The 19,516-nt window shown below is 61.5% G+C and carries 18 protein-coding genes and 2 pseudogenes; 7 read left to right on the top strand and 13 right to left on the bottom strand.

The genetic code is table 11. The features are described 5' to 3' along the window. Positions 1-63: 63 nt before the first annotated feature. The 3 genes from repC to repA all read right to left on the bottom strand — a co-directional run bounded on the left by repC (position 64) and on the right by repA (position 3,724). The gene (gene repC, locus XH98_RS06950; RefSeq protein ID WP_271618192.1) at positions 64-1,296 is read right to left on the bottom strand and encodes a plasmid replication protein RepC; all 1,233 of its coding nucleotides are present in this window, start codon (positions 1,294-1,296) and stop codon (positions 64-66) included. A gap of 197 nt (positions 1,297-1,493) precedes the next feature. Next, positions 1,494-2,513, bottom strand: a complete 1,020-nt coding sequence (gene repB / locus XH98_RS06945; protein WP_271618191.1) for a plasmid partitioning protein RepB — start codon at positions 2,511-2,513, stop codon at positions 1,494-1,496. Beyond that, the gene (gene repA, locus XH98_RS06940) at positions 2,510-3,724 is read right to left on the bottom strand and encodes a plasmid partitioning protein RepA (protein WP_271618190.1); all 1,215 of its coding nucleotides are present in this window, start codon (positions 3,722-3,724) and stop codon (positions 2,510-2,512) included. Before repA ends, repB begins: the two co-directional genes overlap by 4 nt. Before the next feature lie 1,718 nt (positions 3,725-5,442). Here repA and XH98_RS06935 point away from each other — a divergent pair. From XH98_RS06935 to XH98_RS06925, 3 genes and pseudogenes are all read left to right on the top strand, one after another. Next, positions 5,443-5,688 carry a type II toxin-antitoxin system VapB family antitoxin gene (locus XH98_RS06935; protein WP_271618189.1) on the top strand — a complete coding sequence of 82 codons (246 nt, stop codon included), beginning with the start codon at positions 5,443-5,445 and terminating at the stop codon, positions 5,686-5,688. Further along, positions 5,688-6,082 (top strand): annotated as a pseudogene (locus XH98_RS06930) (type II toxin-antitoxin system VapC family toxin). The gene XH98_RS06935 and the pseudogene XH98_RS06930 overlap by 1 nt, the downstream one beginning before the upstream one ends. Before the next feature lie 294 nt (positions 6,083-6,376). Continuing rightward, a complete protein-coding gene (locus XH98_RS06925; protein WP_271599346.1) occupies positions 6,377-7,573 on the top strand; it encodes an RHE_PE00001 family protein in 1,197 nt (398 codons plus the stop codon). 298 nt (positions 7,574-7,871) lie between these two features. On the opposite strand, the pseudogene XH98_RS06920 reads toward XH98_RS06925, so the two are convergent. From XH98_RS06920 to XH98_RS06910, 3 genes and pseudogenes are all read right to left on the bottom strand, one after another. Beyond that, positions 7,872-8,031, bottom strand: a pseudogene (locus tag XH98_RS06920) (type II toxin-antitoxin system mRNA interferase toxin, RelE/StbE family); the annotation flags it as partial. Then, positions 8,028-8,336, bottom strand: a complete 309-nt coding sequence (locus XH98_RS06915; RefSeq protein ID WP_271618188.1) for a type II toxin-antitoxin system RelB/DinJ family antitoxin — start codon at positions 8,334-8,336, stop codon at positions 8,028-8,030. The pseudogene XH98_RS06920 and the gene XH98_RS06915, both read right to left, overlap by 4 nt. A 134-nt stretch (positions 8,337-8,470) precedes the next feature. Beyond that, positions 8,471-8,782, bottom strand: coding sequence for a DUF736 domain-containing protein (locus XH98_RS06910; protein ID WP_271618187.1), 312 nt, complete (start codon positions 8,780-8,782; stop codon positions 8,471-8,473). Between the two features lie 623 nt (positions 8,783-9,405). Here XH98_RS06910 and ltrA point away from each other — a divergent pair. After that, positions 9,406-10,953 (top strand): group II intron reverse transcriptase/maturase, encoded by a 1,548-nt coding sequence (gene ltrA, locus XH98_RS06905; RefSeq protein WP_271618186.1) that lies wholly within the window; start codon positions 9,406-9,408, stop codon positions 10,951-10,953. A 110-nt stretch (positions 10,954-11,063) separates the two neighbouring features. Here ltrA and XH98_RS06900 read toward each other — a convergent pair whose 3' ends face one another. The 6 genes from XH98_RS06900 to XH98_RS06875 form a co-directional block, all read right to left on the bottom strand. After that, positions 11,064-11,393, bottom strand: a complete 330-nt coding sequence (locus tag XH98_RS06900; RefSeq protein WP_271618185.1) for a hypothetical protein — start codon at positions 11,391-11,393, stop codon at positions 11,064-11,066. A 325-nt stretch (positions 11,394-11,718) separates the two neighbouring features. After that, positions 11,719-12,645 (bottom strand): ArdC family protein, encoded by a 927-nt coding sequence (locus XH98_RS06895; protein ID WP_271618184.1) that lies wholly within the window; start codon positions 12,643-12,645, stop codon positions 11,719-11,721. Between the two features lie 332 nt (positions 12,646-12,977). Then, positions 12,978-13,565, bottom strand: coding sequence for a hypothetical protein (locus tag XH98_RS06890; RefSeq protein WP_271597459.1), 588 nt, complete (start codon positions 13,563-13,565; stop codon positions 12,978-12,980). Between the two features lie 479 nt (positions 13,566-14,044). Further along, complete coding sequence (locus XH98_RS06885; RefSeq protein ID WP_271618183.1) at positions 14,045-14,722, bottom strand: DUF1419 domain-containing protein; 678 nt, start codon at positions 14,720-14,722, stop codon at positions 14,045-14,047. Between the two features lie 318 nt (positions 14,723-15,040). Beyond that, a complete protein-coding gene (locus tag XH98_RS06880; protein WP_271618182.1) occupies positions 15,041-15,925 on the bottom strand; it encodes a DUF3991 and toprim domain-containing protein in 885 nt (294 codons plus the stop codon). A 206-nt stretch (positions 15,926-16,131) separates the two neighbouring features. Further along, positions 16,132-16,308, bottom strand: a complete 177-nt coding sequence (locus XH98_RS06875; protein ID WP_271597457.1) for a hypothetical protein — start codon at positions 16,306-16,308, stop codon at positions 16,132-16,134. A gap of 692 nt (positions 16,309-17,000) precedes the next feature. On the opposite strand from XH98_RS06875, the gene XH98_RS06870 reads away from it, so the two are divergent. Further along, positions 17,001-17,258 carry a WGR domain-containing protein gene (locus tag XH98_RS06870; RefSeq protein WP_271597456.1) on the top strand — a complete coding sequence of 86 codons (258 nt, stop codon included), beginning with the start codon at positions 17,001-17,003 and terminating at the stop codon, positions 17,256-17,258. A gap of 77 nt (positions 17,259-17,335) precedes the next feature. Here the strand turns inward: XH98_RS06870 and XH98_RS06865 are convergent, their stop codons facing one another. Next, the gene (locus tag XH98_RS06865) at positions 17,336-18,064 is read right to left on the bottom strand and encodes an autoinducer binding domain-containing protein (protein WP_271597455.1); all 729 of its coding nucleotides are present in this window, start codon (positions 18,062-18,064) and stop codon (positions 17,336-17,338) included. Between the two features lie 206 nt (positions 18,065-18,270). Here XH98_RS06865 and XH98_RS06860 point away from each other — a divergent pair, with 206 nt between their 5' ends. Together XH98_RS06860 and XH98_RS06855 are read left to right on the top strand one after the other, a co-directional pair. Next, positions 18,271-18,906 (top strand): acyl-homoserine-lactone synthase, encoded by a 636-nt coding sequence (locus XH98_RS06860; protein ID WP_271597454.1) that lies wholly within the window; start codon positions 18,271-18,273, stop codon positions 18,904-18,906. A 42-nt stretch (positions 18,907-18,948) separates the two neighbouring features. Continuing rightward, complete coding sequence (locus tag XH98_RS06855) at positions 18,949-19,512, top strand: type IV secretion protein (RefSeq protein ID WP_271597453.1); 564 nt, start codon at positions 18,949-18,951, stop codon at positions 19,510-19,512. The last annotated feature ends 4 nt before the right edge of the window (positions 19,513-19,516 follow it).

The following is a 19,516-nucleotide window of genomic DNA, read 5'->3' as shown; positions in this document are numbered from 1 at the left end:
TAACGCCACATCGCTTCTCGCGGCGAACGACATGAAGCCAATCCAGCTGGGTCCACCCATTGCTCACGCTCGTCGCTTTTCGCGGCGCTGGGAGTTGATCTGCGACATCAGGATTGGCCCAAGAGAAAACTCTCCGACCTCCGCTTTCCGCGTCAGCCCGCGCAAGTAGCCGCCAGCTGATCTGATCGTCGTGCCACGCTGCAGGATGCAGGCGACAACGACCGCCGCTTGCATTTCACCCAGGACCGTTTGCGCTTCCTCCCAGGCGCTCGGGCTGATCCCCAGCATTGATCTCACAACGGCCGCGGTGGCGAGGAAATCGCGCCAGTTCGAAATCCCGTCCTTCGCATAATCGACGATGTCCGGGCATGCACCGAGGACCATTCCCAATGGATACGAACCCTCGGCGACTCGCGATGGTTGAGGTTTGGGCTCGGCTCTCGCCGCCCCGCCTTCTTGAAGGCTAGGTTCAAGTTCAATAGGGGCGTCTGGATTTGAATTCTGTATGTGGCGCTCAGAATGGGACTCATTGGCGCTCGAATTTCTGGATTTGATATGTGCTTCCAGAAGATTGAGCACGTCATCAGCAAGTTGCGACAGCTCGTCGGCGATCGGCTCGAGCTCCTGGCGCGTCGCGGTGCGCGGAATCTGAGTGACCATTGCGCGGAAGGCGGCATGCACCTCCTGCCAATCCGCAGGCCCCTGCCCTGCCCTTCGCGTCGGGACGCCTTCCTCGATGCCCGTTGCGATCATCTTCGCAATGTCGCGCCGGCACAGCGTGATCCGCTCACGCACGAGCTTGAGGGCGCGGGCTTCGGCTTCGATATCAGCCGCCAGGCTCTCGAACTCTTCCGAGCGCACGACGAGCGGCGACAGATCGAAGCCGAAGGCGAGCTCGATTTCGCCGGCATCGTCCTTCCGCGCATACCGCTTGCCATTTGGACTGTCGCGCCGAACGACCAGTCCCGCATCGACGAGCACTGCGAGGTGACGCCGCAGCGTCGATGCCGGCATGCCATGCGCCCGCCGGCTGAGCTGATGGTTCGACGGGAAGACGATCAGATCATCCTCTCCTGTCAGCGCAGTCTCAGGATGAAACGTCAGGAGCGCGTTTAACACCGACAGTGCGCGCTCCGATACGCCAAGGCGCGGCCGGGCCGTGCAGATGGCGTGGAAGATCTTCCATTTGTGGACGATCTTTTCGGGGGGGCGTCCTGTTGCGATCATTTGGCTTGCCACATGGGCAAGCGTCAACGATCGCCGCCCAAAAGGCGTCGTTGGAGAGTGTGACTGCATGTCTTTGCCTCAGCTGGGCAAAGAAAACCTGCTCGCCGAAACGACGATAAAATCGCGTAGAAACTCTTGACTGCGATTCGCGAAAGTGATTCTCTGTCAGTCGCCAAACTTGAAGAGAAGGGCTTCCGGAACTCCGTTTCGGGGGCCTTTTTCTTTTGCCTTGTCTGCTCCTGGTTCGTGTTTACGGGACGAGGCCCTCAGGCCTCGCTAGTTTCCTGACCGCCGCTCGTTTTGGAAAAGGCGTCGAACAGCGTCGGGAGTTGGTCGACAAGAAACGCCGCAAATGTCGCCGAGACATTCTTGTCGAGGGTAAGCTTCAATTCGCGCTCGGCCTGGCGCACGTGCGCAATCTTGTCGCCGGATACGGAAAAGACTGGCTTCTCTTCCGCAGCCTTCGATGTCCCGGCAGAAGATGGACGGCTTGCCGCTGTGAATGCTGCGAGAAACCGCGCGTCGGTTTCTCGCTCTGCAAATATTGGTTCAGCGATCGCCGCTCTGACACGTTTGAGCGCCGCGTCATCTTTGATCAATTCAGCGAATGACTGCCAGCGACCGCGGCCAACTTTCGGAGCCTTCCCGATGGCGTGAATAACATCGGTTGGAACTGACCGGGCCACGGCAAGAAGTTTGGAGGCCTCCGCGCGATCGATCGACAACGCATCTTGCACGATTGAGCGGCTATGCCCGGCATCTTCGATATGCATCGCGAAGGTGGCGCGCTCAATGAAACTGAGATCTTCGCGCGGTGCGTTCTCGAGGCCTTGCGCCACGACAAGCGCTTCATCTGACAGCGATCGCAGGATCGCTTTGACTTGAATGCCGAGTTCACGCGTGGCGCGGACGCGACGATGACCATAGGCGCTCTGGTAGCGCCCCTTTGCTTCAGGGTGTTCCCGAACGAGAATGGGCACCTCTTGACCGCGCTGTGCGATCGACTGCTTAAGTGCCTCGAAAGATCTATCGTCCTGGTCTCGAAACCGGTCAGCCAGCGGCGACGGATCAATAAGCGAGGGGTCGATTTCAAGAATCATCGCCCCGGAGGCAATCCTTTCGCGAAGCTCCTCATTCTCTTTCTCGACTCCGGAAAAAGTGTCTTTCAACGAGCGGACTGAGCCCGACGAGACCCGCGGCAAGGCACCTTGCATGTTGTCAGCTGACAACGCAGGTGACTGCGCGGCCGTGAAGAGGCTTTTGATGGTGTCAGTACGTTTGCTCATCGACCCCACACCTTCTTAAGAAGTTGCGCGATTTCGGCATTGACCGCGTCGACCGATTCCAATGCCCGGTCGTAGGCGCCCCGCCCTACGGCGCCGCGCTCCAGCTCATAAAGTGATTGCTTGGTGAGACCAGCATTGGCGATCGCGGTCGATTTCCACACCGTGGCCTGGAGGACATCCGATCCAAAAAGGGTTCGGAGGAGAGCCACGATTTGCGCTTCGGGCACATCGTTAGGATCATGACGCGTGATGACGTACCGGATGAAATCGTGGTCGAGGCGCCCACCCGCTTCCTCGATGACGGACATGAGATCCGACGTCATGAGGAGAAATTGGCTCATGGATGCAACATCGACCATCTGAGGATGGATGGTCACGAGCATCGCCGTCGCCGCGTTCAGCGCACCCATGGTCAAGTAACCAAGTTGAGGTGGGCAGTCGATGACCACGACGTCATAGTCGTCGGCGACCTGGTCGATAGCGCTGGCCACACGGCGAAAGAAAAGATCGTGTCCGCGTTCACGCCGCTCGACCATTGCTCGGGGTGTGGTGTGCTCGAACTCCATGAGCTCGAGATTGCCTGGCACGAGACCTATCCCGTCAAAATAGGTCGGCCGAACGACCTCGCGCATTGGCCGCCGGTGTTCGTCATATCGTATGGCGCCGTAGAGGGTTTCGTTCGCGGCGATGTCGAACTCGGGCTGGTACCCAAACATTGCTGACAGCGAAGCTTGCGGATCGAGATCGATCGCCAGAACCCGAAAGCCGGCAAGGGCGAGGTATTGCGACAGATACAGCGCTGTCGTCGTCTTGGCGGAGCCACCTTTGAAGTTCGCGACAGTGATGATTTGGAGCTTGTCGCCTAGGCGCCGGCGCGGGAGAAATTCCAATGCTTCGCGCGGCCGCGCGGTGGCTAGATACCCACGCAACTCATGAATTTGAGCCAAGGTATAGGATCGGCGTCCGCCAAGGCCGGTCGCTGGGGTCGGTCCGAGTCCGTCCAGGGAGAGCTGCCGAAGGTACCCATCGGATACGCCCGCAATCCGCGCAACCTCCCCTGAGGTGAACGACCGGAGCGATTTGCTTGCTGAAGGCGGGAAAAGCGTTGTCGCGAGCGAGCGAAGCTGGCCGGAAAGAATGCCGGCGTGCCGAGAGATCCGCGCGGACGCAGTCTCGCTCATCGTAACCGAATCTTCCGCTAAAATCGCCATTTGCCTTCTCAAGACGGTTTCTACGCGTCAGACGCCTAATCGCCGTCTTGAGAGATGGCCACGATTCTATGATTTGAGCAAGAAATAAAGAGTTAATGAGTTCTTAATGCTCGACGGTGTGCGTAACGGCGAGCAGCGACCTTTTGGGCGCGTCGTTTGTTGTCAGCTGACAACAATGGCCTCAGCCGGCCAAGCGAGCCTTTACCATAGGCACTATAGGGCGATTCGGCGCGGCTGTGTGCCCCAAGCGTCATTCGGTATGATGCCAGCCGCTGCTCCGATCAGTGTTGCTATCGTACGGATGCGCCGGGGCGTCTTTCAAATGCGCGTCAGCCCTCGCTTCTGAGATCGCGTCAGCGTACAGCGGCGCTTGACGAGCACGTGCAGCGCGCGGGGATCTGTGTATTCCCCCGTTTCCCTGAAGCCGTTGCCCCGGAGGATCGCTTTCCTCGTAAGATGCTGTGGTCTCGCACCCGATACCCAGGACCGCCGGCTCCCCGAAAAGCGCCCTCCCCTTCTCGTTGAAGCGCCGGGGCCGTGGCGAGCGAAGGGATTTTGTGGTGTTGGTTCGCCAGGTCCAGCAGCGCTCCGGGCGTTCGCAGTGTGAACCGAAGCGGCCACTGCGGCACTTCGCTGGGCCGCCGCTCGCCAGGGTAACAAGCAAGCCCGCACGGTAGCAGGTCTCCACCAATCAGCCGAACGAACAAGCACAGAGTAATCGACCCAGTGCACTCCGGGTCGCTGTTCCCGGACTACCAGCCGCAAGACCGACCACCAACTGGCGCGGCGGGGGCGCCTCATCATCGGCTGCACCTACGATCTGTTTCGGCGAGGGAAGCCAATGCGCAGTCAGGTCAACACCTTAACCGGCTCGGTCGTGGGCGGTTCGAGCCCTGGGCCGTATCCAATCTCAACGCCTGGCGCCCAAATAGCCAATCGCGAGCCTTCGAGTTCGAGGCGAGCGCGCCACATCGGATCGAGACGCTTCGACAGCAGCGTGAGGGTAGTCAATCGAGACGCCGCACAGATTGTTGTCAGCTGACAACATCCTCTAGTCCAGACCTGCGCAACAGGCCCGGGGGCTCACGGTCGGGCAGGCGGAGGCAACGCCGGAGCTTGTGTCATCACGGCCGGCATTGGGATCGAGCCATGGCCGTAGATCGAGGGGAAGAACCAGCCGAAGAGCCGGCTGAGCTCACGCCTCGATTCGGCCGGTCAGGAAGCTGATCCTTAGTATTCAGTTCAGAACGGCACTCCGTCAGCAGGCCGCAAGGCGGATCTATAATCCAATCTCGCGGGCTCACGTGACTCCTATGAGGCCGATGGGGAGCTGAAAGTCGCCTCGCGCTGCTGTCTCAGGTCGCAACCGGGCTTGGAGGATTGTTGTCAGCTGACAACAACCAAGCAGATGGATGTTGTCAGCTGACAACAATCTGTGCCGTCCTAGCCGCCGACGCGTCTTTCCAGTCCTCGTCGATCCGCGCGCTGACGAATTCAGGAGCTGGGACGAGGTCGTCCTCCCCGATGATGGCGTGGTCGTGATGAGAAAAAGCGCCCGGAAGGCCCGAGGATGGGATTCACACAATGCTAACCATAGAATTCTACGGCCTCCGTGCGCTCTTACGACCTTCTCCACCAGATCGGAAGAGTAACCAGCCTTCAGGCGGTGTAGCCGGAGTGTTATATAGGGATACACGATCGGGCTAGAGGAGCGCGGGATGGCCTTCCATATCAAGAATCCCGAGACCGACGCGCTGGCCCGCAGGGTCGCGACGTTAAAGAAAATCGGACTGACCGAGGCCGTACACACGGCGCTCACGCATGAACTCGAACGCGAGCAGGGCAGGCCGTCCTTGGTCGACCTGGGCGTCCAATTTTGTCGCGATTTGGGGGCGAAGGGCAACCCACAGAGCCGTAAAGCCGCCGACAAGGCGTTCCGCGACAGCCTGTACGAGGATTCCTGATGTTTATCGACGCTTCGGCGCTCACCGCGATGCTGACCAACGAAGACGAGGCGCGCGAGTTACTGGCGCGCGTGCAGCAAAGCCAACCCGGTTGACCTCGCCGCTGGCCGTGTGGGAGGCGGCGATTACCATCGCCCGGGTGCTCGATCTGCCGATCACCGCGGCGGACGAAGCGGTCGAGAGCTATCTCGCGCTGATGGAAATCAAAATGGTGAACGTGGCGCCCGAAACAGCCCGCATCGCGCTCAAAGCATACGACCGCTACGGTAAGGGTCGACACCCCGCGCGGCTCAATCTTGGGGACTGTTTCGCCTACGCCTGCGCCCGCCATCTCGGTGAACCGCTGATGTTCAAGGGCGCCGATTTTCCGCAGACCGACATCGAGGCGGCCTGACAAGCTCTACTATCGAAGTGAGCCTGATCGTGGCAGAAGTAATGAATGCTGATTCGCGGCGAAGCCACGAACCTGCGCTGGGAAGCCCAGCCCGATAGCCTTGGCGACAGTCAACTTGGCCGACGAGGACATCTGAGCGCGGACGGCGGCCGACGGCGTCCGGAAGAGGGCAGGGGAGCTGACCAGCGGCGCATTCTTTCACGGCGGTTTGGCGCCGACCTGTGCTAGCCTGGCTTACCGTCGTCAGAACAAACTAGTTGGGTTGCAAGCGGACGGTCCGCAACCGACGTCGCTATGACGGAAACGAAACCCCTGTTAGCTTCCGTTTCACCGGTTCTAACTAAGGTTATCAGGACCTTGCTGCCCACCTACAAAATCCCCGATCCACTGCCTTGGGCCCGGCTCGCCGGACCGCTCGCCGCCGCCGAGGACGCCGTGGCCCGCTTCGATGAGCGGCTGGCCAAAAGCCCAATCCGCGACGGGGCAATCAGCCGGACACACTTCACCGATGCCTGCGCCAGTCTGTGGCTGGACGGCGAACTTGTCCACCTCGAAGACCTCGTGCTCCACGACGCCGGCATGGACGTTCGCGCTCCTACCCACGAGCTGACTCGCGCCCACGCCGTGCTGCGCGCCCGTCGGCGCATCGCCGATGCGAAGCCCGATTGGGCGCTGTCCGCGCCGGGACTCTCCAGCCTCCGCGGGCGGGGCGAGCGAGAGGAGACGAGCAACCGGAAGGAAGGTGAGGGAGGTTTTGAGATCGATGAGGCCCCCGAACGGGAGGAGGTGGGTCTCGAATTGCCCGTCGGTGTCCTCGAGACCGATCCCCACCTGGCCGCCGCTTTCGACGCGGTCGACGCAGCGAACGCCAGGGCGGAGCGCAGGCTTGCCGACGAGATTCGGTTTCGACCGGAGCGGGATTCTCTCATCTACGATCCCGACTGGGATGAGGAGGAACGCCTCGATCACTGGCGCGGTGTGGTCAATCAGACTCGCGGCTTGCCACCGACGCTGGCGGGGGCGATTGCCGCCGACGCCTGGGGTGAGATCGAACCGCTCGAGCACATGCCCTGGCTCGGCCGCCTGCTCGCCGCGGCATTGTTGAGGGACCGCGGCAAAACGCGATCGCATCTGCCGTGCCTGCATGCTGGGCTGAAAAGCATTCCGCGTGAGCGCCGGCGGCCGCGCGACGCCGCAGCGCGTTTGAGCGTGCAACTCGAGGCCATGACGGCCGCCGCCGAGTCTGGCCGAAAGGATCACGACCGTTGGCTGATGACCAGAAACCTGCTCGCTCGAAAACTCGCCGGCCGCCGCGCCACTTCAAAACTGCCGGCTCTCCTCGACTACGTGCTGACGAGGCCGATCGTCTCGGCGGGCATGATCGCGGCGGAACTCGGGATCACTCCCCGTGCTGCCCAAAACCTGGTCGCCGAGCTTGGCCTGCGCGAGGCGACCGGGCGGGGACGCTATCGGGCGTGGGGCGTCTTGTAGAGGCGAAAGTCTGTGCTGTGAACGCTCGGCAGAAAAGCCTCTCGTCCAGATGAAAACGCACCAACAAAAATGCCGCGCGGTTGAAATCCAGCGCAGCGGCCGTTTCCGGCGCCCAGGGGCGTGACGAAAACTCCGGTCGCGCTCGGGGCGCTAACCTAGTCCTTTATTCGTCCGGCACGCACGCGAGACAAAGGCCTGAAGATTTAGTTTGATCGTACTTATCGTAGCCAACCACGATATAAGCAATAGATCGAAACTTGCCCGTCCAGCCGGTGGTACGGAGCCGCCTCAATCGTCGTCGGTAAGTTCGTCGGGCCAACGGAAAGTCGAGCAGGCGCCCGCGCGACATTCTCAATCTGTTCGTCGACATGGACCGCGGCACGAGGATTCTTGGCCTCGATGTAGCTGAAAATGCTGCCGCGATCGGACGACGCGAAGCGCAACCAGACGAGTTTCACCGTTCCTGCTCCGGCGCTTTTCGAAGCGCACCGGTACGACGTTGTGCGAAATACGTTTTGACCTCGGAATCATCAATATCAAGCCGCGTGTCGGCCAACGCTTGGCCCACCTTCTCACGAAACCAGGTATCGTAAGCTTGGCTGTTGCTCACGAGCTCCAGCGGAAGCATCCCTTCATCGGCCGTGCGCGTCAGCAGGATCCGCACGGCGTCGGATACCGTGAGACCCACATTTTCCAGAACGGCAGTGGCCTTTTCCTTCACGTCCGCATCGATGCGGGTTTGGACCAAGGCATTCGAAGCCATAGCGACCTCCTTATTCGTAGCTGGATGTGATACATTCGAATGACACGCACCAGAGACTATCACGGCTCCGTGAGCCGAGGCTGTGACAGCGGGCAAATGGCCCAGCCTTTCGGCTGGGCCATTGCCGTGGGCCCTCAATCCCGATTCGGGCGGGACCAGATGAGCTGTAAGCCGTCCTGGCCCTCCACTTCGATCAGGGTGGCATAGATCGGAGCCGCGAAGCTCGGATCGTCCAGCTTGACCGAGAGGTAATCGCGCTCGGTATCCCTGGCGGTCTTCCGCCAAGCCGCTCCCAGCTCGACATTGCCGGCGAAGATGCGGAAGTGCGGTCCCTTGTCGGAGGGATTCTCGACCCGAACCAGCTTGGCTTTGGCATTAAGAGCGAGGGTGCGGACCGTGCCGGAGAAGCCGTTGCCGGTCGAGGTGAAGGTGCCGATGGTCGCCATTGTCGTGTCGTGCGCCAGGAGTGCCGGGTGGAATCCGGCATGCGCATTCAATGCCCCGCAGGGTGGGAGACCCTGCCCTCAACGCGCCGCAGCGCGGGGAGCGAAGCTGACGGGTGAGGTCATCCGGGTGTCTCCGGCGAGCCATACATGAGCAGAACTCGTCAAAGTCGGATGGCTGGGGACTTCCGCCCCTTGGCTAGTCCGGCGAGCGTGTCCGTCACGGAGAGGGTAACCGAACCGATGTTAGAAGCCCCGGTAGAACATGGACCTCACCAAACCGGAAGTGGGTGGGACGACCGCAAGGTCGGTGGAGTGCTGATCCGCTCTGAGACGATGCGGATCAGGGGCGAGTGGATTATCGCGCGCCAAGTCTTGGTCCAGCCTGCGGTGGCCAAGATTCGGAATCCACACGGGGTAGAGTCGGCTCCTACAACGGACGAGGGATCATTGAGTGAACCTGGGAACCTCGCGATGATTTCTTCGACTTCCAAGTCGAAGATAATCGAGATGACCGATGAATGTCATCGCGTGGGGCGGAGTCTCCGTAGTAGTCCGAGGGCGGGAAAGCCGTCCACATGGCAAAGGGAGACAGTGAGTACAGCAAGCCGGCAGGAGGTGGGCACATGAAGCCCGGCGCGGTGAATACCGCGTTTGTCCTCGACATGCAGCGCAAGCTGTATAGGTGGAGCAACGCGGCCCCCGAAAAGGGGTTCGCGGACTTGTTCAATCTGGTGTGTGATCGCCACACTCTCGGCCATGCTTGGCAGAGGCTTGCTCGCAACAAGGGGAGCCAAACGCCGGGCACGGACGGGATGACGCGGCACAAGATCGAACAGCGGCCCGGTGGGGTAACACAGTTTCTCGAGGAAATCCGCGAGGAGCTGCGCACGGGAATCTACAAGCCCGAACTTGTTCGCCAACGGTTGATTCCGAAGGCAGGCAAGCCGGGACGATTCCGCCCGCTCGGCATTCCGACGCTGAAAGATCGACTGGTGCAAATGGCTCTCAAGTTCGTTCTGGAGCCCATCTTCGAGGCGGACTTCTACCCGACTTCGTTTGGGTTCCGGCGTGGACGGAGCACCCACGATGCGCTTGCGGTAGTGCAGAAACATCTGCATCCGACGATCCACGGACCATCACCGGTCCGCTTCGTCATCGAAGGCGACATCAAGGGCTGTTTCGACGCCATTGATCATCATCTGCTGATGGAGCAGGTGCGCCGCCGCATCGGGGATCGCAAGGTCCTGCGGCTCGTACTTGCGTTCCTGAAAGCAGGTATTTTGGTCGAAGGCACGGTTCGTCATCCTATCACAGGCACGCCGCAAGGCGGTGTCCTGTCGCCGCTCTTGGCGAACGTCTATCTGACGTCCCTCGACGAGCGATACGGACGATGGACACCACGACCCCGCGAACGGCTGCAGAATGCCGCTGACAGGCGACACTATGATCGCAAACGGGGACGCCCGACTTTCCAGATCGCCCGCTACGCGGACGACTTCGTTATTCTGGTTACGGGCACGGCGGACGAGGCCATGGCCGAGCGCGACATACTTGCGACGTTCCTCATGCGGGAGCTTCGCATGGAGCTATCCCTTGAGAAAACCTTGATCACCGGCGTCGCGGATGGGTTCGACTTCCTCGGCTATCGCATCATCCAGACGACGGCGCTCCGTACTGGGCATCGTGTCGGGAATCTGTACATTCCGAAAGGGAAAGTGCAGAGATTGCGAGACGCGATCAAGGCCCGGATCACGACCTATCCAACAGGAGAGTCGTTGACCCAGCTCATTCGAGAGCTCAACCCGATCATCCTTGGTTGGCGGACCTACTACCGCCACGCCACGGGAGCTTCACGCGAGTTCAGCAAGCTGGACTGGTGGTTGTCGAACCGGGTGTTGCGCTGGCTGCGCAAGAAGCATCGCAAAGCGGCGTGGCGAACGCTGCGTCGCTATCGTGTATCCAGCGAAACAAACGAGCGTAAACTTGTTTGGGGCGAGGGATACGTGCGACTTCGCAGCTTCACCACGGGCGGCACCATGCCGTATCCGTGGCGAGGCATCATGATCACGAACGGCTGGGATGGCGCGCCTGAACCGCGAGGCCGCACACATGTGGCGGCGTCGTGGAACGCGCTCAACCACCTCGCCGGATTGACGACACCCGCGACGTAAGTCGTGCATGGAGAGCCGGATGCCGGGAAACTGGCACGTCCGGTTCGGCGAGAGGCGTGCAGAAACCGACCGCTGCGAGGCGGCACGGCGCTGCGCGCCTACTCTACCTTTCAGTTTTCCGGGCCGCCCATCGCGGCCTCGATGGCTGGCGACAGACCGGAGGCGATCGACCCGCACCCCGAAGGGGCCGGCACGCAGTAGAGGGCGGCCAGGGCACGACTTTCTTGGTTGCGCGAGGAATGGGCGCGCAGCGGCCAGGGGAAGAAAGTCGTAACCGGCTGTTGCGGGGATAAGAGCGAGGCGGCGCTTAAGCGACGCCGCCCTTCGGTCAGACATGCCAATCGAGGACGACGTGGGTCGTGCCAGAAGAAACGGCCGAGGAAAACGACACTGGCGACCATCGAAGCCTTGACCGACGAAACAACCCGATCACCGCTCACCGCACACTTCTTTCAATTCTCAGGCTCACGGGTCGATGCCCGAAGCGGAAAGGTAGGCGGCCTGCCGTCAAGAGAGCCATGCGGCCCGAAAGTGAATCCGCAGGCCGCGAGCGAGATTTACTCGGCACAGCGACGACCTGTGCAAAGTCAGAAACGTCGTCCTCCTCGAAGGACGGCACACAAGGCCACAATCAGGTCGCGCAGCACGAGGAATGAAGAGACGCTGGCCCTCGAGCGACCAACAGGAGGCCGCATCTCTGAGCTGAACCACCGGATAACTAGGGGCCGGCAAGCGCCGGCGCCAATCACGTTCGCTCATCATACATCATGCTGCCTCTTCGACCTCAGCGGCCTTCGGCTGCTGGCCGTGCAGATAGGCGACGGCGCGTTGCGCATGCGCGGCAGCCGAGAAGATGAAGCGCTTCTCACTCGATAACACTTCCAACCACGATGCGAGGTAGCTTGCATGATCAGGTCGCAGTTCGAGTTCGGGAGAGATCCCGAGATCCGCGCAGAGGAAACAGCTCCCGAGTTCGGCAATCAACTCTTCGCGCGCGCGTTCGCTCCGATCCTTGCTGTAACGGCTGAGATCGCGATTGAGGCGGTGAGCGGGAGCGGTCCAGTGCACGGTCTCATGGGCTCTGACGGCGACGTAGGAGGCGGTGTCGCGAAAACTTTCGATCGTCGGCATCGGAATGTGATCGGAGGAGGGCGCGTAAAACGCCCTTGAACCGCCATGCAGAACAATCGCGCCGGTATTGGCAAAAAAAGCGTCGGCGCTCGCGTTACGCTCGATCGTTGATGCGACGGCGGGCGGCCGACCGTAATAATGTTCGGGCAAGCCATCGATTTGATCGACGCAAAACACGGTATAGGCCTTCAGGAAGGGGATATCCCTTTCGACTTCGTCGCCGTGAGCGTCGGTCTCTGTCTTGGTGAAGCGGCTCGCATAAACCACGGTGCTGCCGGTCTCGCCCTTACGGACATGCGCGCCGAGTTCGCTGGCCTGCTTGAACGTCATCCAGATCGGAGAGCGGAAGCCGCGCGCGGCGGCTTCTGACCAAAGCAGCACGACGTTGATGCCCGTATAGGGCTGGCTGTTGTGTCGCAGCGGTCGCGTGATGTGGCCTGCGATATTCCCGGCCGCCCAAAGTTGGACCCAAGGGCGCACACCGCGTTCGAGCTGCGCGACAATGCGGTCCGTGATGCGGGCGTACAGGTCGCCTCGCACCTTTTCTCCGTTCCTGTTCATTATAATGACCTCCGTTGGGGAGGCCGCGCCCATCGCGCCTCCTCACGGGTCCGCCAACGCCGGGCCCAAGGTCCGCGCACCCACCGGGGTCCCCATTGCGCAAGCGCAATGGGGTGGTCCTTAGGGCCGAAGCAGCGCGAAGGACGGCAAAGCCGTTGCGCGGGCATAGGGTCCGGCGCAGGACCACGGACCGGGAGGAGTCGACGATGGCACGCAGCGCGGGCAGGCGCCCTTTGTTGTCGCGGCGGCACGAAAAAAGGGCCGGTCTGGAGGACCGGCCCATGAGATGGCTGCAGTGGAAGAGGCGCGGGGCCGAGGCCCCGCACTGACGGTTAGTCGAACGCCGACATTTGCGCCTTGGCCGTCTTCCGCCCGACGGTGTCGGTCGTGTTATCGACGGGACGCTCGAAAGGCTTCCAGGTCTCGCCGACGACTTTTTCGTAGGCGGCAACAGTGCCCTCGGCAGCCATGCGAAGCGCGTGAGACTGCACGCCCATGTCAGCGGCGAATTCACGCTTGCGCTGTGCCTGGCTATCGAAGCCGACCGGACCATCGCGGTCCTCATCGCGGCCGTCGTTGGCGAGCTTGGCGGTCGCGTCTCGCGCTTCGGTGACTGCGCGGGTGTAGAACTGGCCGGCGCCATGCGCGGAGCCGACATAAGCGCCGACGATCCGTTGAAGGTGAATTTGCATTGCGCGTTCACTCAGGCCGTCCTTGAGCGCGTCGGCGGTTTCGATGACGAGCCGCTCATGCAGATCGCGGATGCCGTCGCTGTCCAGGATCGCAAGGCCGAAGCTTTCGGAGATGCGCTGCGCCTGTGCCGCGTCGGGGCAGGCGAGCCGGACCATTTCGAGAGTGGTGCCCTTGCGAAGCGGGATGACACGGGCGCTGGCGCGAGAGGAACGAGCAGGTTTGGTCATGGTGAATTCCTTATCTGGTTTCGCCGTCGGCTCGTTCCGGCCCCTGCCGGACCTCCCTTCGGGTGCGGTCGCCGAGCGCCGCCGGGATGAGGGCCGCTTCAAGGTCCGGGGACCGCCAGGCGAGCAAGGCCCGGCTGCGGACAAGCAGGGTCCAGCTTGCTGGGGCCCTGCGCCGGACGCGGCCGGGCCTTGTCGAGATCGGCGGTCTCTGGTCGCTTGCGACTTGGCCTTGAAGCGGACCGCCGGCGGCGCAGACCGCAGCAAACCCGAGGGGAGAGCCGACAGGGTCCGGGCGGGTTGCCGAAAACTTGGAAAGGTTCGACCCTGCAGAGCCCAGCTCCGCGCTGTGCTCAAGACGTTCGCCTGAGCGAACCGCAAGGTCAGCTTCGGCCCGGTAGGCCGCAGCGCCGTGCCGCTTCCGCGGACGACAGTCGGCAGGACCGAGACACTCGTCCTTGCGATGTACGCGCTCCGGGTCGTCATGAGGGGGGGCGAGACTCCGGCGCGCATCGAGCCCGCAACGTTTCGATCGCACCATCCTGCCGGGCGAGCTTTCGCGAGACTGTCTCCGGCAGATGGCGGAACTGCACCGGCAGCTTCGCCGCGATCTCTGCTTCGGTGAGGTCGTCGAGCAGCTTCAGGACCGTGCCGCTCTGGCCGGCATAGACGAGCACTGTGCGGCGGCCGCGAATGGCCTGCGGCCAGCGCTCGCCGGCATAGCCGCGATAGTCGTCATGCGTGCTCGACCAGATGTGCTCGAGCCGCTCGTCGCGCGTCATCGCGCGCACGGGCCGTGACTCGCGCTCGATGATCGCCGCCTTCATCCGATCGGGCGACCGCCGATCGGAAAGATCGCAATAGCCATGGAACCAGCGCCGCTTTCCGTCGATGGCGACGGCGAAGAAGATGCTGGTGACGCTGCCCGTCATGAATTCGCGCATTGCAAACATATTGCCGCGCATCCAAAGCGGCGGCAGGATGTCGAGCATGAAATCATGCTCGGACTCCGCGATCTCGAACCACTCGCCAGCGAACAGCCGCTGGGCCTCTCCCTCGGCTATGGCGGGGTTGCCGCGATGGCGATTGAACATGCGGTGCATTTCGTGGCGCGTCGCGACGCCTTCAAAGACTTTGCGGACGGACGGTAAAATGTGCATCGGCGGCTCCTCTTGGCCTGGCCGGACTGACAGCGCGAGCAATCCGCCTGATCCTTTCGTCACTTCAGTCCTTCATCACACCTCCTCACCGGCCGCATCGCAGGTCCGGCGGGTCAAGGGCCGCGGAACGCGGGCGAAGCTTCACCCTTGACGCGGCGGCCGGGCGTGCGGCAGCGCCTCATTTCATTTCATTTCCCTTTCCTCATTGTTCGACCTCCTTTTTCCTTCCCTCAACGCCGAAGGATCGGAGACCCACTCATGCGGAGGCCTTGGCGCAGCCTGCGCGTCGCTGTCGCGCGCCACATCAAGTGGTCGCCGTCAGGCCTTTAAATCCTCATTCCAGTCGCCCGCGCAGGGTCGCAATCGGTCATACCGCGCACTTGCGTCCGCCGCGATGGCGCGAACACGATCGGCGTAGATGTCGCCTTGCCGATTGTTGTCGGTCGCCGCCACGAGGCAAGCGTTGGCGCGTTTGGCCAAGTCGCGGATGGCACCATCGGTTGCGGGCGACCAACCGCCGCCGGTGCTGACATAAAGAGTGTCGGCACGCGCGGCCTCGATCGCGGCGAGGCTCATCGCATCAATAGCCGCCTCGGTGATGCAGATCCGCTCGGATTCCTCCGACCCAAAGCGAAACAGCTCCTTCCCGCCTTCCGTGGCGAAGCCCCGCCATGCCGGTCCACGCTCCTCCCAGCCTGTGAGCGCTCCAGCAGAATCGATATGCGCAGCCCACATGCTGCCTTGGGGGCCCTCGCGCAACAGATCGCTACCGACCGCCTGCTTCACGATGTCTGCCGGCAGCCGGCGCTCGCCGGTGAGATAGCGCCAGGCTGGCGAGCCGGGGCGCGGCCTGAAGCGATGTCCCCACCGCTCTACAATGGAGGCGACGGCCTTGGGCCTTGCCGGGCGCTGCCACGCTGGCGCGCAGGGGACGAAGCCAACCAAATCCGCAACACGATCACATGCCTCGACGAAGCCATCGGCACCGAGATGTTTGGCGAGCGTAAACACGTCCCCTTTCGCCGGCGACAACGGATCGAACCAGCCGCGGCCCTGGTGGATGACGATGATGATGTTGGTGTCGCGGCGATACTTGATCGCACGCCGGGTACTTTCCTTGAGGTCAACCTTCCAGCCGTCTTTCTCCAAAAGGGCCGCGCAGCCGACCTTTTCGCGCAGCTCTTCGATTGCTCTCTTGTCCATTGTTTGTACCGGCGTCGCGCAGGCGACGACCGGCCCCTTCTTCTGTTGGTCTCACTTGTTCCTGGCCTTGCGGCACATCTCCGACCGGCCGCGAAGCCTGCCGGGCGCAAGGGCGCGCGGACAAGCTGTCGAATTTGTCAGATGGCTGGGCGCGGCGAAGCTTCCCTTGCAGCCGGCATGGCGCCAGCGGCAGCCGGTCACCCGGCTCAATGAGCCGGGCACCAGGGATCGTATTCATGGACGATGGCGTCCTGGTCGCCGTCGTATTCGCTGGAGACCATCACGCCAAACTCGTTCTCACTCTGGAAAAGGATGACAGGCACCATCAGCGTGCGGGCCAGATCGAAGGCGTGGTTCTGAGCGAGGGCGAGATTGTGCGACATTGAAGGCTCCCGTCTTGCGGCGGGGACCATCCCCGCTCGACAGGCGCCGACGTGTTCGGGGGTGGCTGCGGTCACCTCGTAGGCGGAGCCGGAGAGGTCGCACGCTTGCGTAGCGAACCCCTTGCGGGTTGATCGTGGAAGGCCGCACCAGAACCAAGGAACGCCCATTTGAGAGCGGGGTTGGTCCTTCACCAGGAGCATATGAGCCGAAACGCACATGGCTCGTGCCACGGATGCAGTGTCGATCTGTTGACTGCGAGAACAGCCGCCGTTTTATCCGGAGCGAACGTCGACTTGGCCGCCTTGCCGTCGCTCCGCGAAGTTTCCGCTGCCGTTCGATGTCCTCTAGGCCAAAGGCGTCGCTTGCATTTACGGGTTCAGGTCCGATGCTTATGCGCGGGGTTCCGATAGACTCGGCAGTTGGCTTGTTCGGGGACTCGGGCCGCTTCGCGTCAGCGATGGCAGTCCGTAAGGGCGAAGACCCGCTCGCGGGGCTTCAGTGCAGCCTCCAGCCCGGCCCGCAGGGCGACGCCCGCTTTCTTCGCAACCAGAGGCGCACAACAGCGCATATATTTTCCGAGATCGATCGCTGAACACCTCAATGGCTTTCGGTATTAAACTTCTGAATCGAGAAGGCTGATCGATTCGATAAATTAATTGGACGGTGCTTTCGACAGTTGCGATTCTTACGCATGTCCGAACTCACGGTGCCATACCTCGTGCTCCAACGGTGCGATCCGGCCTGCAACATGGCCAGGTTCTATGTCCTCACGATCGAGCCGACTCTGTTCGGTGACACGGCGTTGGTGCGCGAATGGGGCCGCCTCGGCCAACGCGGCCGCCGGCGGATGGATCTGTTTGCGGGGAGGGTCCAGGCCGTCGAAGCGCTCGAGGCGTGGCTCGTCCGTAAAAGGCGCCGTGGTTATGTTCCAAAGGACCCCGCGCCTTGAATGCAACGCCTGACCTAGCATCCTGCTTAAACCGTTGATCTTGGAACTTCTTACAATCCGGAGAGCTGTTTTTCGCATTACGGGAGCAATCCCTGCCGAAAGGCGAGCGCCACAGCGTGCGGGAGGGTCAATGCAGCTAGATTGCGCCTGGCGTTGTCCAGATGAAACTTCACACCTCGCGAGCTAACACCGAGGATCTGGGCAATATCCTGCATCGTTTTGCCATCGGAGATCCAGGCGAGACACTGCCGCTCGCGTTGAGTCAGAGCGCAAACGATCTCGCCTGCTGCCGAGGTGCGTCCAATCCTGGCGCTCACATGCGCATGATAGATGAGACCCACCATTTCCAACATCTCTTGCGAGGCCGCAATGAAACGATCGAGTCCCAGGCTGCGCTCGTCGACCGCAAGCGTAAACGCAGCAAACTGGTTTTGACTCGAGGGAATGCGAACCGTCAGGCCGGTCCTGATCTTGAAACTCAGTGCATCGTCAAACAGACGTCGCTCTTTCGGCGATTTTGCGCTTCGCGCCTCACGGCCATCCCACAGGAATACTCGGCTCGTATTTCGCGGTTCCCGAAGAACGGGATCAATGTTGTGATATCCTTCGCGAAAATAGTGGCTGGTCCAACTCTTGGGATAGGATGAGATCAGATTGGGGCCATTCACGCGCCGACCAAAATAAGCAAACCACCGAAATCCCAATGCATGCGCAGCTCGTTCCGCGATGCGCCGAAAATCATCTTCCGTATAGGCAGAGTGAAGACAATCGACAAATTCGCCGCACGCTCGTTTGACATCCTTCATTGCACCACTTCGTCGTCTTCCTAGCCCTTAGAACGCGAATAACTTTGACGATTCGCGCTACACGTGCAGACCGTGTATTGCGATGATGCGGCAGCTTTGCGGCACGAGGAGTCCCATAAACGCCCTGTCAGAACTGACAGCGTAACGCCGTGACCGCGGCTGCTTTCTTGATCTCGAAGCTGTGATTCGTAAGCTTGAGGTTAAAAATGAAGGTCATTGTGTGCACACGTACGGCGCTCCTGCACGACTCCGAACTGACGCTGGGAATGCACCGCCTACGAGGGCGCGTGTTCAAGGAGCGGCTTGACTGGGAAGTCTCGGTCTCTGACGGACTAGAGATCGATCAGTACGATGCATTCAATCCGACTTATCTGCTGGCGCTTGAGCAGGATGACGTTATCGGTTGCGTGCGCCTACTCCCCACCACCGGGTGCAACATGCTTGCCGATACGTTCCCGATGCTGCTGGATGGCAATGCGGCGCCAAACACTAGCAGGATCTGGGAGAGCTCGCGCTTTTGCGTTGACACCAAGCTTGCGGAGGCAACAGCAGAGAATGGTTTGCGCAAAGCGACGTTCCTGCTGTTAGCAGCAATGATCGAATGGGGCCTGCAGCACCATCTCCGGGCCATCGCAACCGTCACTGATCTTCGCATGGAACGCATTCTGCGTCGGGCCGGATGGCACCTCGACCGCCTCGGCGCGCCTCGTCAAATCGGAGTGACCAAGGCGGTGGCTGGCTTGTTGCCGATCACCGAGGACGCTCTCGGCGCGATCCGCGCGGCCGGGCAAATCTCAGGGCGGGCAATTGCTGCGCCGTCAAGCCTGTCACTCGCGGCTTAGCATCGAACGTCCCTCAACACCTGTCAAAAGAAGGCTCTCACCATGGATCCCGCTGCATTCACGGCACTGCTCGAACGATGCGCGCCGAGGGCAATGGTCCAGCCGCTGACCGCTATCGTGCGGCAGGCGAGCTCCTTCGAGCCGCTGCTCATCACGATTGAAGGGCGCAAACCGGTTCCGATTCAGGCTACCGATCGTGACGAAGCCATCCGGCTCACGACAGAAGCCATCGCCACCGGCCAGAAGGTCCGAACGGGTCTCGCTCAACTTGATGCCGAGGAAACAAAGAAGGCCGGGCTGACAGCGGCCACGACCTTCGATGCATGCCAGCACGTAGCTGGCCTTGGCAGATTGTTCGACGCGCGACTTGATGCGTCGAGCATAAAGGGGACAGACCGCGATCAAGCAATCGCGCACGTCGTCGCAAGTTTCGCGGTTCCAAGACGAGCGCCCGAGTCTCCCATCCAGCCAATGGCAACTGCCGATAGTGATCGCGCCAGCGGTGATACGAGGATCAACCCACCCGCACGATCTGAGAGCGAGCCCCCACGCTGGGACGTCTATCGCTCAGGACTAGGTACGTCTGCCTTCGTCTATAAACGATGAGCAA

The organism is Bradyrhizobium sp. CCBAU 51745 (genome assembly GCF_028128715.1).
Taxonomy (GTDB): Bacteria; Pseudomonadota; Alphaproteobacteria; order Rhizobiales; family Xanthobacteraceae; genus Bradyrhizobium; species Bradyrhizobium manausense.
Note: the sequence above shows the minus strand (reverse complement) of the source record. Positions and strands in the feature narration are given on the sequence as shown.